The organism is Stutzerimonas urumqiensis (assembly GCF_003640395.1).
In the GTDB taxonomy this organism is placed as follows: Bacteria; Pseudomonadota; Gammaproteobacteria; order Pseudomonadales; family Pseudomonadaceae; genus Stutzerimonas; species Stutzerimonas urumqiensis.
This window is the reverse complement of sequence record NZ_RBZQ01000004.1, coordinates 1-14401: the sequence shown is the minus strand read 5'-3', so window position 1 is coordinate 14401 and position 14401 is coordinate 1. Positions and strand designations below refer to the sequence as shown.

Here is a 14401-nt window from a genome sequence, read left to right as displayed (position 1 = left end):
CCCTCTCCAAGGAACAGACATGGATCACGGTAGAAATCTTCTCGAGCAGATCAAAAATCGACTGGAGGCCTTGAACAAGGCCGAGCGCAAGGTCGCCGAGGTGATTCTCGAAGATCCCCAGCAAGCGACGCGCTATAGCATCGCCGCCCTCGCCCAGGCGGCTCGGGTGAGCGAGCCGACGGTCAACCGCTTCTGCCGATCCTTCGGCGTCAGCGGTTACCCGGAGCTGAAGATCCAGTTGGCCCAGAGCCTGGCGAGCGGTGCGGCGTACGTCAGCCGGGCGGTCGAGGCGGATGACGGCCCGGAAGCCTATACCCGCAAGATCTTCGGCAGCGCGATCGCCTCGCTCGATGCCGCCTGCAAGAGCATCGATCCGCAGCTGGTCAGCCGCGCCGTCGACCTGATGATCCAGGCCCGGCAGATCCACTTCTTCGGCCTTGGCGCGTCGGCACCCGTGGCGCTGGATGCGCAGCACAAGTTCTTTCGCTTCAACCTGCCCGTGACGGCGCATGCCGATGTGCTGATGCAGCGCATGCTGGCCTCGGTCGCGCATACCGGTGAGCTGTTCGTGATCGTTTCCTACACCGGCCGCACCCGTGAGCTGGTGGAAGTCGCACGCATCGCCCGGGACAACGGTGCCTCGGTCCTCGGGCTGACCGCGGCCGGCTCGCCGCTGGCGAAGGTGTGTACGCTGAGCCTCGACATTCCACTGCCGGAAGACACCGACATCTACATGCCGATGACGTCACGCATCATCCAGCTGACGGTGCTGGATGCGCTGGCGGCAGGCGTCACCTTGCGCCGGGGGGTGGACTTCCAGCCGCACCTTCGCAAGATCAAGGAAAGCCTGCTGGCCACGCGCTACCCGACCGAAGGCTGACCGGCAAAAAAAAGAGGCTGGAGCCCGTCGCCTCCAACCTCCAAGTCGCGTGGCGGGCCGTCAAGCGTCCCGCTGCCCCTCGCGAAAACCGCTTACCACCAATATTCCACCTGGACGCCGAAGTTCGAGCCGTGCTGATCGCCGCCGAACGTGCCGGTATCGGAGAGCGCCGAGCCGGCGGCGAGGCGGTTGGCCGCGGCCTGGGCCTCATCGTTCCACTGCGCATAGGTGTAATAGAGGCGAATTTCCGGACGCGCCCAGAACGCCGGACCTGCGGGTGACCAGGTGGGCGCAATGGTGAACTTGGTCAGCTTGCGCGTACCTTCGCTGGCATCGATCTGGTCATGGCCGACTTCGGTGACGAGCTTGAACTGCTCGGTCAGCGCGTAGCTCGGACGGACGCCGATGGACAGCCAATCCTGATCGCCGCCGCCCTCGCGCGTGTCCTTCTGATAGACGACCTGGAACTGGCCGCCGAAACGCGGAGTCACCTGCCAGTCGAAGTATTCGACGACGCGCCAGCTCTTGGCGGTGTCGTCCAGCGTTACGTCGCCGGTATAGCCCAGCCCGGTACCCGGGCCGACGCCGTACTGAACGGCGAAGGTGTTGCTGCCACCGAGAAAGCCGTCCTGAGTGTGCTGGACGGTGAATGCCCAGCCGCTGTTGGAATCGCCGCGATCGGGATCGGCGATGTAGCTGATCCCCATCTCGAGCTCGCCGCCCGGGTTGCTGTCGAAGCCACCGACGTTGAAATCGTGCCGGTTGGTGTAGTTCTCCTGGAAGACGTTGTCCTTGCGGGAAAAGGCGTAGCTGTACGTGAGGCCGCCGATTTCCATGTCCTCGATGCCGGCGCCGGTGGCGCTCTGGTTCCAGTAGTAGAAGTCGGAGATATGAATGTCGTTACGCTTGTAGAACCGCCGGCCGGCCCATAGCGAGCCGTTGTACAGCGCCGGAATCTTGCTCCACTCGGCATAGGCCTGGACCAGGCGAGCCCAGCCGTGGTCGCCGGTGAATTTGGGCGTGTGGTCGTATTCGTTGTAGAGCGCGGCCATGCCCGTCACGCTCACGACGGAACCGTCGTCCAGCGTGGCGAGATCCTGCGTCAGGCCGAGCTCGGCATACTGCTCGCACTCGTTACCCAGACGATACTTCGAGGGCGCGCCGGGTAGCTGGAAACAGGCCTGCGAACCGCTCGCCGTGGATTCGCCGATGCCGCTACGCACGTACCCGGTGAATTCCAGCGCCTGCGCCGCGAATGGCAGGGCGAGACCTGCCAGCGAGACCGCGAGGGCCAAACGTGTCTTCTTGTTCATATCCACTCCATTAGCTCTTATTTTTCTTGCTGCTGTTGGATCGGGCCGATACGACCCTCCTACCCGACCCGCAAGGCGCGCGAGCGCGCTGCGGTTCGACTGTTGCCGCCCGCGGGCGTTCGCTCCACGCTGCCCGCGACGGAAAACATGAATACCACCTCCAAGCCAGGGCCGCCGGTACGCTGGCGGCCGTCGATCCGGCCTTTTTTACACGCCTCCTGCCACGCTCAACGCGCGGCGAACTGTGCGATGTTGCCGCTCTGCCCGGCGGGTATGTGCTCGGGTGCCTTGCTCAGCCGCTCGCCCGTGTTGGCGTCGAACAGCAGGACACGGTCCGGATCGAACTGCAGTGCGAGGCTTTCGCCTGCACGCGGCGCCGCATCGGGCGCCAGGCGGCAGCAGACTTTCACCTCGTTGAGGCTGACGAATACCAGCGTGTCCGGCCCGGTGGGTTCGACGACCTGCACTTCGGCGCGCAAGGCCGGCCCCCCCTCGTTCGCCGCGGTGATCTGTTCCGGCCGGATGCCGAGAATCACCTCCCGGCCTTCGAGCGACTGGCCGTCTTCGACGCTCAACGGCAACTCGTAGCGATCCTGGCCGCTGTCGAGTACCGCAACCCAGCGCGCACCCTGGCGCTGGAGGCGCAGCGGGATGAAGTTCATCGGCGGCGAGCCAATGAAGCTGGCGACGAACAGGTTGGCCGGGCTGTTGTAGATTTCCTGCGGGGTAGCGAACTGCTGGATGATCCCATCCTTCATCACCGCGACCTTGTCGCCGAGCGTCATCGCCTCGATCTGGTCGTGGGTGACGTAGACCGTGGTGGTCTTCAGGCGCTGGTGCATCAACTTGATTTCGGTGCGCATCTCGACCCGCAGCTTGGCGTCGAGATTCGACAAGGGCTCGTCGAACAGGTAGATCTTCGGCCGCCGCGCCAGGGCGCGCCCCATCGCGACGCGCTGCTGCTGGCCGCCGGACAGCTGCGACGGCTTGCGGTGCAGCAGATGCTCGATCTGCAGCAGCTTGGCGACCCGCTCCACCTCTTCATCGATGCGCGCCTGGGGAACCTTGCGCATCTTCAGGCCGAACGCGATGTTGTCGCGCACGCTCATCGTCGGGTACAGCGCGTAGGACTGAAACACCATCGCGATGTCGCGATCCTTGGGGCTCATGCCGCTGATGGGCTGGTCCTCCACAAGGATTTCGCCGCCGCTGATGTTCTCCAGCCCGGCGATGCAGTTCATCAGCGTGGACTTGCCGCACCCTGACGGCCCGACCAGGATCAGGAACTCGCCGGAGTCGATCGAAAGGTTGATGTTCTTGAGCGTATCCGCCTGGCCCTGGCCGTAGCGCTTGTTGACGTTGCGTAATTCGAGGGAAGCCATGTCTGTCTCCTTTGGCACACCGCGACGAGCGGCTAGCCCTTGACCGCGCCGGACGTGAGTCCGCGAAGGAAATATTTGCCGGCGAGCACGTACACCACGAGCGTGGGCAGCCCGGCGATCATGGCCGCGGCCATGTCGACGTTGTATTGCTTGGCACCGGTGCTGGTGTTGACCAGGTTGTTGAGCGCCACCGTGACCGGCTGGGTGTCGCCGCTGGCGAACACGACGCCGAACAGGAAGTCGTTCCATATCTGGGTGAACTGCCAGATCAGGCAGACCATGATGATCGGCACCGACATCGGCAGCAGGATGCGCCCGAAGATGGTGAAGAAGCCCGCCCCGTCGAGTCGTGCCGCGCGCACCAGCGCCTCGGGCACGCTGACGTAGAAGTTGCGGAAGAACAGCGTGGTGAAGGCCAGGCCGTACACGACATGGACCAGCACCAGCCCCGTGGTGGTGTTGGCGAGGCCGAGCTTGCCGAGCGTGAAGGACGCCGGCAGCAGGATCACCTGGAATGGCAGGAAGCAGCCGAACAGCAGCAGTCCGAAGAACAGCTGCGAACCGCGGAAGCGCCACATCGACAGCACGTAACCGTTGAGCGCGCCAAGCAAGGTCGAGATCAGTACGGCGGGGACGACGATTTTCACCGAGTTCCAGAAATACCCATTCACCGCTGCCCAGGCCTTCACCCAGCCGATGACCGTGAAGCTCTCCGGCAAGGTCAGCAGGTTGCCCGTGCGGATGTCGTCGGGCGTCTTGAAGCTGGTCAGCAGCATAACGATCAGCGGAATCAGGTAGACCGCACAGGCCAGCAGCAGCGTGGCGTAGATGGCGATCCGTCCGGCACTCAGGCGCGGTTGCAGCGCGGCGTTACTCATGGCGCTTGGTCCTCAGCTCGGAGTACAGATACGGCACCAGGATGGCGAGGATCGCAGCCAGCATCAGCATCGCGCTGGCCGCCCCCAGCCCCATCTGGCCGCGGGTGAAGGTGTGGGTGTACATGAACATGGCCGGCAGGTCGGAGGCATAGCCGGGACCGCCGGCGGTCATCGCGGCGACCAGGTCGAAACTCTTGATGGCGATGTGGGCGAGGATCATGAGCGCGCTGAAGAACACCGGGCGCAGGCTCGGCAGGACGATTCGCAGGTAGATGGTCGGCAGGCTGGCGCCATCGACCTGGGCGGCGCGAATGATCGACTGGTCAACACCACGCAGCCCCGCCAGAAACAGTGCCATGACGAAACCCGATGCCTGCCAGACCGCGGCGATCACCAGGCAATAGACCACCCGGTCCGGATCCACCAGCCAATCGAAGCGGAAGCCCTCCCACCCCCAGTCGCGCAGCAGCTTGTCCAGCCCGAGCCCGGGGTTGAGCAGCCACTGCCAGGCGGTGCCCGTGACGATCATCGACAGCGCCATGGGGTAGAGATAGATGGTGCGGATCGCGCCCTCCTGGCGGATGCGCTGGTCCAGCAATACCGCCAGCACCACGCCGATGAGCAGGCTGATCGCAATGAACAACCCGCCGAAGACCAACAGGTTCTGGCTGGCCACCCACCAGCGATCGTTCTCCATCAGACGCAGGTACTGATCGAGCCCCACCCACTTGTAGCTCGGCATGAACCGCGAGTTGGTGAACGACAGCAAGAGCGTCCAGAGGATGTAGGCATAGAAGCCGACGAGCACGATCACCACGCTCGGGGCCAACACCAGTTTGGGAAGCCATGCCTGGAGCCAGTCCATCGATGACCGATGGACCGCCTTGGGCGTTGGTACGGCAACTGAACTCATGACGAACTCCTGGGGCGCCGGGTGAGGAAGGCATCGTGTGGACGAACGCCAGCCGCGGGCGCACCCGAATCGCGTGTAACGAAGGAACGGATCGATCGGCGACCGCCGGGGATGCCGGCGGTCGCGTCCTTTACTGCACGGCCTGGATCGCGGCGGCCAGTTGCTTGGCTGCCTGCTTCGGATCGGCCTCGGGATCGTTGAAGAAGTTGGTCACGACATCGAACACCGCGCCCTGCACATAGCTCGATGCCGCCATGCCGTGCGCCAGGCTCGGCTGCAGCCCTTCGCCCTTCGCCGCCTCTTTGAAGTCGGCCATCGACTGCTGGGCGCAGCTGTCGAACTCGGACATGTCCTGATCCAGGCGTACCGGAATGGAGCCCTTGTTCTGGTTGAACACCTGCTGGAATTCAGGCTCGAGCACGGTTCGTGCGAGGTCTTCCTGCGCCTTGCGGTTTTCTTCGTCGTTGAGCTTGAACATCGCCAGCGAATCGATGTTGTAGGCGAAGCTGCCTTGCGTCCCGGGGAACGGCACGCAGAGATAATCCTTGCCGGCGACCTTGTTGGCAGCCGTCCACTCGGACTTGGCCCAGTCACCCATGATCTGCATGCCGGCCTTGCCGTCGATGACCATGCCGGTGGCGCGGTTCCAGTCCCGGCCGGCGGCGTCCGGGTCGATGTACTCGCGCAGCTTCTTCAGGGCCGCGAATGCCTGGACCATCTTGTCGCTGGTCAGCACCTCTTCGTCGAGTTCGACGAAGGCCTTGTGGTAGTCCTCCGGGCCAAGAATGCTGAGCACGAAATCCTCGAACACCGTGCCGTCCTGCCACGGCTGCCCGCCATGCGCGACCGGGATGAAGCCAGCCGCCTTGAGCTTGTCGGCGGCGGCCCAGAATTCGTCCAGCGTCTTGGGCGGCTTCGCGCCGGCCTTCTCGAACACTTCCGGGTTGATCCACAGCCAGTTGACGCGGTGCACGTTGACCGGCACGGCGACGTAGGAATCGTCGTACTGCATGACCTTGGCGACCTGCTTGGGCAGCAGCTCCTCCCACTTGCCCTGTTCGGCGACGTTATCGAGGTTGGCCAGCAGGCCCAGCTCGCCCCACTCCTGAATGTCAGGGCCCTTGATCTGTGCGGCCGAAGGAGGATTGCCGGAAACGGCGCGGGTCTTGAGAACGGTCATGGCAGCCTCGCCGCCGCCGCCCGCAACGGCAAAGTCCTTCCAAGTGTGGCCTTTTTCTTCGACCAGACGCCGAAGGGTATCTGCGGCACGCTTTTCGCCGCCGGAAGTCCACCAGTGCAGGACCTCGACCTCGCCAGCGAGGGCGGAAAGGGGAAGTGCGAGTGAAACGGCAAGAGCCAGGCGATGGATCGCTTTCATGTTCGGACATTCCTTTTTGTTGTTATGCAGCAAGCCAGCCGGCTCGCGCTGAGAGGGAGTCTAGGCGCGCGCTGTGCGCGCTTGGGTAACGAAGGGATAGGCAAAGGTCACGGCCTTGTTACATAACGGCGAGCAAGGTCACGCCTGCTCGTGGCGGCGCGGCAGGCGCAGCGTCACGCGAAGGCCGCCTTCGCGCAGGTTGCGCAGGCTTACTTCGCCGCCATGGGCGTGGGCGATGTTGCGGGCGATCCCCAGGCCGAGGCCGTAGCCTTGCTGCTGCCCTGCCAGACGAACGTGCGGCTCGAAGACTTCTTCCTGCCGCTGCTCGGGCACGCCAGGCCCCTCGTCGTCCACATGAAGGGTCAGCGCATGCTTGTCGTCTTCGATCAGCAGGTGAGCGCGCTCGCCGTACTTCAACGCGTTATCCAGCACATTGCCGATGCAGCGCTTGAGCGCGAGCGGCTTGCCGGAATATGGCCTGAGCGCCCTGCCCTCCAGGGTCACCCGCCCATCGCCTTCAGGCGGCAGGTACGGCTCGACGATGTAGCGGATCAACTGGTTGAGATCGACCGGCTCGATGTTCTCGTGGATGTCGGTGTCCTTCACGCACTGCAAGGCACCCTTGACCAACAGCTCCAGCTCGTCGAGATCACGGGTGAAGCTCGCCTGCTGGGCCTCGTCGTCCAGCAGCTCGACACGCAATCGCAGGCGGGTAATGGGGGTACGCAGATCATGGGAGATGGCGCTGAACAGCTGGCCTCGCTCGGCCACGTAGCGGCCAATGCGATCGCGCATATTGTTGAACGCGCGGCTGACTTCGATCACCTCGCTGCCGCCGGCTTCCGGCAGCGGGTCCGTCTGGTCGCCGACGGACATGTCGCGCGCCGCGGCGGCCAGGCGCTTGAGCGGCCGACTCTGCCAGCGCACCAGAAGACCGATGAACAACAGCAGAAAGCCGCTGGTCAGCATGATGAACCAGAGCTGCTGCACCGGTAACCCTTCGTTCTCGAGACTGACATAGGGCGCCGGCATCAGCGATGCCAGGTACAGCCACTCGCCCGGGCCTATCTGGATCTGGGTGACCAGGATCGGCGGCGCCAGTGGCTCGAAGCCGAGCGCATAGTGCGCCCACGACGGCGGTAGTTCATCGAGCTTCAGACCGCCATTGAAGATTCGCAGATCGTCCGGGCTGACGAATTCGATCGTCATGTCGACGGCACGTCCCAAGCGCTGGCGCAGCACTTGCTCGACCTCGTTGAGCACGGCGCGCTTGCGGGGCGTCTCGGGCAGCATGCGCATTTCCAACGGCTTGTCATTCAGCGAAACGAAGAACCGGGTCCCCCCCATGCTGCGCAGCTGGTCGAGAACCAGCGGCCGATAGCCAAGGGGCAGCGAGCGAAAGTAGGACACGCTCGCCGCCATCGACTGGGCGAGGCTTCGGGCGCTGGTACGCAACCCTTCCATCTGGCTGGCGCGCAGTTGAGAGAGCCAGATCAGACTCGACAAGCCCTGCGCCATCAGCACGGCAAGCAAGGTCAGGAGCAGCATTCGACCCAGCAGCGAATGCGGCACGAACCGCCAGCGCCGACGCGGCCGCTCAGTCGCTGGCATGGCAAGGCGTCACGTTCGCCGCCAGCAGGTAGCCGCTGCCACGAACCGTGCGGATGAGCCGCGGGCATTTGCCGGTGTCGCGCAGGCGCTGCCGGAGCCGGCTGACGGCCATGTCGACGATGCGATCGAGCGGCATCACTTCGCGCCCGCGGGTCGCATTGGCGATGGTGTCGCGATCGAGGATCTGCTGCGGATGGTCCAGGAACAGCTTCAGCAGCGCGAAGTCCGCGCCCGACAGGAAGGTCTCCTCGCCATCGCGGTGGAACAACCGGTGGCTGACCATATCGAGCCGCCAGTCGTCGAACGCCAGCACGTCGCTGGTGCGCTCCTGGCTGAAATGCACCCGGCGCAGCAGCGCCTTGATGCGGGCGAGCAGTTCACGGGGACTGAAGGGCTTGCCCAGGTAATCATCGGCGCCGAGTTCGAGCCCGATGACCCGGTCGGCTTCGTCCGAGCTGGCCGTGAGCATGATGATCGGCATCTGCGCCAGGCGTTCGTGCTGGCGAACCCAGCGACACAGGCTGAAGCCATCTTCGTCGGGCAGCATGACATCCAGGATGACCAGATCGGCCGGGGATTCGCCGAGCGCGGCGCGAAAGCTGCTGCCGTCCGGCGCGCTGCGTACGTTGAAGCCGGAGCGGCTGAGGTAAGCGTCCAGCAGGTCGCGGATTTCCTGATCGTCATCGACCAGCAGGATGGTCTTGCCGGCTTGGGTCACGGGGCGTTCCTTCTTTGGTCCGCCGGCAAGCATGGCGTCGAATGCCATGAAGTCAACCGGTCGGAGCGGTATCGGTCCTTGTCTTGCGTCGACGAGGCTGTCATAGCGTTGTCGCATTGGCCGCGTAGCGTCAAGGTTCCGTCGATTAACCTACCTCATGGAGCCGCCGCGTCATCATGCGCAACGACATTCTTTTCGGAAACGGGGACGAGATTCCGAGCAATCACTCGGGCAACCCGCACATTCAGGACGTCATCGACCAGAGCCGCCGCAAGGTGGTCGCCGGTGGCGCGGCCCTGGGCGCACTCGCTTTTCTGGGCGTCACCCTGCCGTCGACCGGCGAGGCCGCCAGCCGCACTGCAGCCCTACCACCGTTCGCCCGGCGCTCGCGCGTACCGTTCGAGCCAGTCGGCGTCACCCGTGCCGATACCATCACCGTGCCGTCCGGTTACGTCGCCAATGTCCTGATTCCGTGGGGAACGCCGATCACCGGGCGCTATCCGGCCTACCTGGAAGACGCGAGCAACAGCGCGCAGGACCAGGCCGAACAGACCGGCATGCACCATGACGGCATGCATTTCTTCCCGATCGATGCACAGGGTGGACGTGGCCGATCGAGCGACCACGGCCTGCTGGTGCTGAACCACGAATACATCGATGCGCCCCTGTTGCACCCCAACGGCCCGACCGTGGTCAATGGCCGCCGTGTCAGTGCCGAGGAGGTGCGCAAGGAAATCAACGCACACGGTGTCTCGGTGGTTGAGTTGCGCCGCGACGTGCGGGGTAACTGGTCGCAGCAGCCGTCCTCGCGCAACCGTCGCGTTACCGGGGCGACACCCATGCAGCTCAGCGGGCCGGCGCGTGGCCATGCGCTGATGAAAACCCGCTACAGCCCGAGCGGAACCTCGACGCGCGGCACGCTGAACAACTGCTCCAACGGCTTTACGCCGTGGGGCACCTACCTGACATGCGAAGAAAACTGGGCCGGTTACTTTGCCTACCGCGCCGAAACGCAGCCGCGTGAGCTGAGCCGCTACGGCGTCGGCGAAGCAGGCCGCTACGGCTGGGAAACGATTCCTGGCGACGAATTCGAGCGCTTCGATGCAACACCGCGCGCCGAATCGGCTACGGGTGATTACCGGAACGAGCCGAACACCTTCGGCTGGATCGTCGAGATCGATCCGTTCGATCCCACGTCGGTCCCGGTGAAGCGCACGGCGTTGGGTCGCTTCGCTCATGAGGGGGTCGTCTTCGCGCCCGCGCGCCCTGGCCGGCCGCTGGTCTGCTACTCCGGCGACGACTCGCAGAACGAATACATCTACAAGTACGTCAGCCGTGACGCGTATCGGCCGATGCGCAGCAACGGTTCGCTGCTCGACGAAGGCACCCTGTACGTCGCCCGGTTCAACCCGGACGGCAGCGGCCAATGGCTCGCGTTGGACGTTGCCGACCCGGCGTTTCAGGCCGCCTGCCAGGCCGCCGGCGTGACCTTCGCCGATCAGGGCGAGGTGCTGATCAATACGCGCCTTGCGGCTGACATCGCGGGCGCCACCCGAATGGATCGTCCTGAGTGGGGCGCGGTGAATCCGAACAGCGGCGAGGTGTATTTCACGCTGACCAACAACACGGCGCGCACCGAAGCCGATCCCGCCAACCCCCGCTCACCGAATCCCTACGGCCATATCATCCGCTGGAAGGAACAGGACAAGCATCATGCGGGCCAGGCCTTCACCTGGGACCTGTACCTGCTGGCCGGACCGGAAGACGATAGTCGCAGCCCGCAAGGCAAGCCGCTCGATGCGACCAACATCATGGCCAGCCCGGACGGGTTGTGGTTCGACGATGAGGGACGGCTGTGGATCCAGACGGACATGAGCGGCAGCCAGCTCAACGCCGGTCCTTTTGGCAACAACCAGATGCTCGTCTCGGATCCGAAGAGCGGCGAGACCAAGCGCTTCCTGGTCGGACCGAAGGGTGCCGAAGTGACGGGGATCACCGCCACGCCCGACTTCCGCACGCTGTTCGTCAATATCCAGCATCCCGGCGAAGGCTCGACACCCGACGTCTTCCGGAGCGAGTGGCCGGATGGTCCCGGCAAGCGGCCGCGCTCGTCGACCGTCGTGGTCACGCGGCAGGATGGGCGTCGCCTGATGTAACCGAAGCCGGCCCTGGGCGTGCAACAGCACGTTCAGGGCCCGAAGGAGCCTCTCCCGCCACCGGGCCGTGCCGGCTTTGCCGCTTCCGGCGACGTGAACAGCCCCCAGGCAGAAATGAACAGCGCGGCGACCAATGGGCCGATGACGAAGCCGTTCAGCCCAAACAGGGCCAACCCGCCGACCGTGGAAATCAAGACGACGTAATCCGGCATCTTGGTGTCCTTGCCCACCAGGATGGGGCGAAGCAGATTATCTACCAATCCAATGACCAGCACGCCGTACAGGGTCAGCACGATCCCCTGCAAGATTGATCCGCTCATCAGAAAGAAGATGGCAACCGGCGTCCAGATAAGGGCGGCGCCAACGGCGGGTAGCAGCGACAGAAAGGCCATCAGAACCCCCCAGAGCAGCGCGCTCGGAATGCCCAACAAGGCGAAGATCGCACCGCCGAGCAAACCCTGGGTGGCGGCTACCACAACGTTTCCCTTCACGGTCGCCCTCACCACGCGGGTGAATTTTCCGAACAGCCGGCGCTTCTGGTTATCGCTGAGTGGAATGGCCCGCTTGATCTTCGCCACGAGGTCGCGGCCATCACGAATGAAGAAAAACAACAGATAGAGCATCAGGAAGAAACTGACCAAGAACTGAAAGGTGCCCTGGCCAAAACTGAACGCTTTGGTCGCCAGAAAGCGACTGGCTTCCAGCGCGCCGCTCGCCAGGCGCTCTCGCATGCTCTCTACGTCGCCAAGACCGAACCTGACAAGCTGTTCCTCGATGGAGGCCGGCAGCATTTGCCTGGCCTGAGCGACATAGCCGGCCACGTCCAGGTCGCCACTTTCGATGCGCCGGTAAATCTCCGCGCCCTCCTGAACCAGCAATCCGGCCAGGACGATCATGGGCAGCACCGCAACCAGCAGGGCGATCAGCAGCGTGGCCAGCGCCGTGATATTGGGCTTGCCATTGAGTTTGCTCGATAACCAACGCTGCAATGGCGCGAAGAGAATCGCAAGGATGACGGCCCAGAACACCGCTCCGTAGAACGGCAGCAGTATCCAGCCAAAGGCAATGGATACTGCAACCAGCAGCCAGAGAAAGACGCGCTGCTCGAGTGTGGAGTTGGCCATGCAAGGAACCTGAAAACGGAAGTTCCTTTTTAGTCAACATCTGGCAGAGCGAGTGCTATCGCTCACATGACAGCGCGATCAAAGCGTCATGGCGGCTATCCAACCGAATACCAGCAGCGGCAGGTTGTAGTGCAGAAAGGTCGGAACGACGGTGTCCCAGATATGGCTGTGCTGGCCATCGGCATTCAATCCGGCGGTCGGTCCCAACGTCGAATCGGATGCTGGCGAGCCAGCGTCCCCGAGCGCTCCCGCCGTGCCGATCAGGCTAACGATGGCCAATGGGCTGAAGCCGAGTGTCATACCCAGCGGCACAAATATGACGGCGATGATGGGCACCGTGGAGAACGAAGAGCCGATGCCCATGGTCACCAATAATCCGACAACCAGCATCAACAGAGCCCCCAACGCACGGCTCCCGCCGACCCATTCAGCAGCATCGTCGACCAGCACCTTTACGTCGCCGGTCGCCTTCATCACCTCCGCAAAGCCGGACGCGGCGATCATGATGAAGCCGATCATGGCCATCATCTTCATGCCTTCGGTAAAGAGATCGTCTGCTTCACGCCAACGCACGCCGCCAAATGTCGCGAACAGCAGAAATCCAGCGAGCGCGCCAAGGATCATGGAGTCGAGCCAAAGCTGGACGACAAAGGCGGCGGCCACTGCGATCAATGCAACGACCAAAGTCATGGGGGAACGCTTCGTCACTCGGATGGATGAGCCAACGCTAGGCTCGGCGTAGTCTCTCGGCGCCCGATAACTGATCAGAATGGCAACCAGCAAACCCAGCACCATGCCAGCGGCGGGAATGGCCATGGCCTCCATGACATTTACGCCGCTTACATCGAGGCCGGCAGTAGCGACGTTCCCGAGAAGGATCTCATTCAGGAAGATGGCGCCAAATCCCACCGGCAACAGCATGTATGGCGTGATCAGTCCGAACGTAATGATGCAGGCAATCATCCGCCGATCGATTCGCAGTTTTTGCATGGCCAGCAACAGCGGCGGAACCAGTAGCGGCACGAAGGCAATGTGGATCGGCAGAATATTCTGCGAAGCGATTGCCACCGCCAAGAGGATCAGCAAAATGGCCCATTTCACCGCATGAGTCGATTTTTGGCTCTCTCGACCGATGAGACGCAAGGCATGCTCGGCTACGACATCAGCCAGCCCGGACTTGCCGATCGCAACCGCGAAGGCACCCAGCAACGCATAGGACAAAGCGACCGTAGCGCCGTTGCCGAGCCCCTTATTGAAGGCCTCAAGCGAGCCATCCATCCCCAGGCCACCCAGCGTTCCCCCGACGAATGCCCCAACGATCAAAGCCACCACCACGTGCACTCGGCATAGGCTGAGCACTAACATCACGCCGACCGCCACTGTTACTGAATTCACGCCGCCCCCTGCAAGACCGCTAAAAAAGGCGCGATTCTCATGCGCAGAATAGTGGTGGTCAAGTTATCCTTTACATCTTTTGGGCTCGACGAAGAGCTTTTTCGTGCGGTGAAACAGTCTTTAACCTTAGATCGAGATAGTCATGGAGATATTCAAAGAATTCACTTTTGAATCAGCACACCGATTGCCTAATGTGCCTCAGGGTCATAAATGCGGACGGCTGCATGGACACTCTTTTCGAGTCGCCATCTATATTTCGGGAATAGTCGACCCACACACGGGCTGGATCAAAGATTTCGCGGAATTGAAAGCCATTTTCAAGCCTATCTACGAGCAGCTTGATCATAACTATTTGAATGACATCGACGGGCTTGAAAACCCAACCAGCGAAAACCTTGCTATATGGATATGGAATCGCCTGAAGCCTGAACTGCCAGAGCTTTCCAGGATCCGCATTCATGAGACTTGTACAAGCGGCTGTATTTATGAAGGCTCTTAATTAGCCAAAGATATTCAATCCGCAGGACCGCCGACAATGTCCTGGCTCCAGCTGAACCACGACTCTGCGCATGGAGCTCGGTAGCCAGCTGACGCAAGGCTATCCGATGAGGATCCACGCGGCGGCGACGCTTACCGGCGTCGTAAACACTGCT

At 62.9% G+C, this 14401-nt stretch carries 12 protein-coding genes; 3 read left to right on the top strand and 9 right to left on the bottom strand.

Features of this window, described 5'->3' with window-relative positions; genetic code table 11:
• Positions 1–19 precede the first annotated feature (19 nt).
• Entirely contained in the window at positions 20–880 is an 861-nt protein-coding gene (locus D7325_RS08480; RefSeq protein ID WP_120995141.1) for a MurR/RpiR family transcriptional regulator, read from the top strand.
• Positions 881–972: 92 nt separating this feature from the next.
• Here the strand turns inward: D7325_RS08480 and D7325_RS08475 are convergent, their stop codons facing one another.
• The 7 genes from D7325_RS08475 to D7325_RS08445 form a co-directional block, all read right to left on the bottom strand.
• Positions 973–2193 carry a maltoporin gene (locus D7325_RS08475; RefSeq protein WP_120995140.1) on the bottom strand — a complete coding sequence of 407 codons (1221 nt, stop codon included), beginning with the start codon at positions 2191–2193 and terminating at the stop codon, positions 973–975.
• 227 nt (positions 2194–2420) lie between these two features.
• Positions 2421–3575, bottom strand: coding sequence for an ABC transporter ATP-binding protein (locus D7325_RS08470; RefSeq protein WP_120995139.1), 1155 nt, complete (start codon positions 3573–3575; stop codon positions 2421–2423).
• 32 nt (positions 3576–3607) lie between these two features.
• Positions 3608–4453 carry a carbohydrate ABC transporter permease gene (locus D7325_RS08465; protein WP_120995138.1) on the bottom strand — a complete coding sequence of 282 codons (846 nt, stop codon included), beginning with the start codon at positions 4451–4453 and terminating at the stop codon, positions 3608–3610.
• Complete coding sequence (locus tag D7325_RS08460; RefSeq protein ID WP_120995137.1) at positions 4446–5366, bottom strand: carbohydrate ABC transporter permease; 921 nt, start codon at positions 5364–5366, stop codon at positions 4446–4448. Before D7325_RS08460 ends, D7325_RS08465 begins: the two co-directional genes overlap by 8 nt.
• 130 nt (positions 5367–5496) lie before the next feature.
• The gene (locus D7325_RS08455) at positions 5497–6744 is read right to left on the bottom strand and encodes an ABC transporter substrate-binding protein (RefSeq protein ID WP_120995136.1); all 1248 of its coding nucleotides are present in this window, start codon (positions 6742–6744) and stop codon (positions 5497–5499) included.
• Positions 6745–6882: 138 nt separating this feature from the next.
• Positions 6883–8355 carry an ATP-binding protein gene (locus D7325_RS08450; protein WP_120995135.1) on the bottom strand — a complete coding sequence of 491 codons (1473 nt, stop codon included), beginning with the start codon at positions 8353–8355 and terminating at the stop codon, positions 6883–6885.
• The gene (locus D7325_RS08445) at positions 8342–9073 is read right to left on the bottom strand and encodes a response regulator (RefSeq protein ID WP_120995552.1); all 732 of its coding nucleotides are present in this window, start codon (positions 9071–9073) and stop codon (positions 8342–8344) included. Before D7325_RS08445 ends, D7325_RS08450 begins: the two co-directional genes overlap by 14 nt.
• Positions 9074–9249: 176 nt before the next feature.
• Between D7325_RS08445 and D7325_RS08440 the strand changes: the two genes are divergently transcribed.
• Complete coding sequence (locus D7325_RS08440) at positions 9250–11229, top strand: PhoX family protein (RefSeq protein ID WP_120995134.1); 1980 nt, start codon at positions 9250–9252, stop codon at positions 11227–11229.
• A gap of 32 nt (positions 11230–11261) precedes the next feature.
• On the opposite strand, the gene D7325_RS08435 is transcribed toward D7325_RS08440, so the two are convergent.
• Positions 11262–12353: an AI-2E family transporter gene (locus tag D7325_RS08435; RefSeq protein WP_120995133.1), complete on the bottom strand. Its 1092-nt coding sequence runs from the start codon at positions 12351–12353 to the stop codon at positions 11262–11264.
• Positions 12354–12431: 78 nt separating this feature from the next.
• Complete coding sequence (locus tag D7325_RS08430; protein ID WP_120995132.1) at positions 12432–13748, bottom strand: Na+/H+ antiporter family protein; 1317 nt, start codon at positions 13746–13748, stop codon at positions 12432–12434.
• A 142-nt stretch (positions 13749–13890) separates the two neighbouring features.
• Between D7325_RS08430 and queD the strand changes: the two genes are divergently transcribed.
• Complete coding sequence (queD, locus tag D7325_RS08425) at positions 13891–14247, top strand: 6-carboxytetrahydropterin synthase QueD (protein WP_120995131.1); 357 nt, start codon at positions 13891–13893, stop codon at positions 14245–14247.
• Positions 14248–14401: the final 154 nt, after the last annotated feature.

Excerpts from the sequence above, each read along its gene's own strand:
- D7325_RS08480 (WP_120995141.1), top strand. The coding sequence starts at position 20 with ATGGATCACGGTAGAAATCTTCTCGAGCAGATCAAAAATCGACTGGAG.
- D7325_RS08475 (WP_120995140.1), bottom strand. The coding sequence starts at position 2,193 with ATGAACAAGAAGACACGTTTGGCCCTCGCGGTCTCGCTGGCAGGTCTC.
- D7325_RS08470 (WP_120995139.1), bottom strand. The coding sequence starts at position 3,575 with ATGGCTTCCCTCGAATTACGCAACGTCAACAAGCGCTACGGCCAGGGC.
- D7325_RS08465 (WP_120995138.1), bottom strand. The coding sequence starts at position 4,453 with ATGAGTAACGCCGCGCTGCAACCGCGCCTGAGTGCCGGACGGATCGCC.
- D7325_RS08460 (WP_120995137.1), bottom strand. The coding sequence starts at position 5,366 with ATGAGTTCAGTTGCCGTACCAACGCCCAAGGCGGTCCATCGGTCATCG.
- D7325_RS08455 (WP_120995136.1), bottom strand. The coding sequence starts at position 6,744 with ATGAAAGCGATCCATCGCCTGGCTCTTGCCGTTTCACTCGCACTTCCC.
- D7325_RS08450 (WP_120995135.1), bottom strand. The coding sequence starts at position 8,355 with ATGCCAGCGACTGAGCGGCCGCGTCGGCGCTGGCGGTTCGTGCCGCAT.
- D7325_RS08440 (WP_120995134.1), top strand. The coding sequence starts at position 9,250 with ATGCGCAACGACATTCTTTTCGGAAACGGGGACGAGATTCCGAGCAAT.
- D7325_RS08435 (WP_120995133.1), bottom strand. The coding sequence starts at position 12,353 with ATGGCCAACTCCACACTCGAGCAGCGCGTCTTTCTCTGGCTGCTGGTT.
- queD (WP_120995131.1), top strand. The coding sequence starts at position 13,891 with ATGGAGATATTCAAAGAATTCACTTTTGAATCAGCACACCGATTGCCT.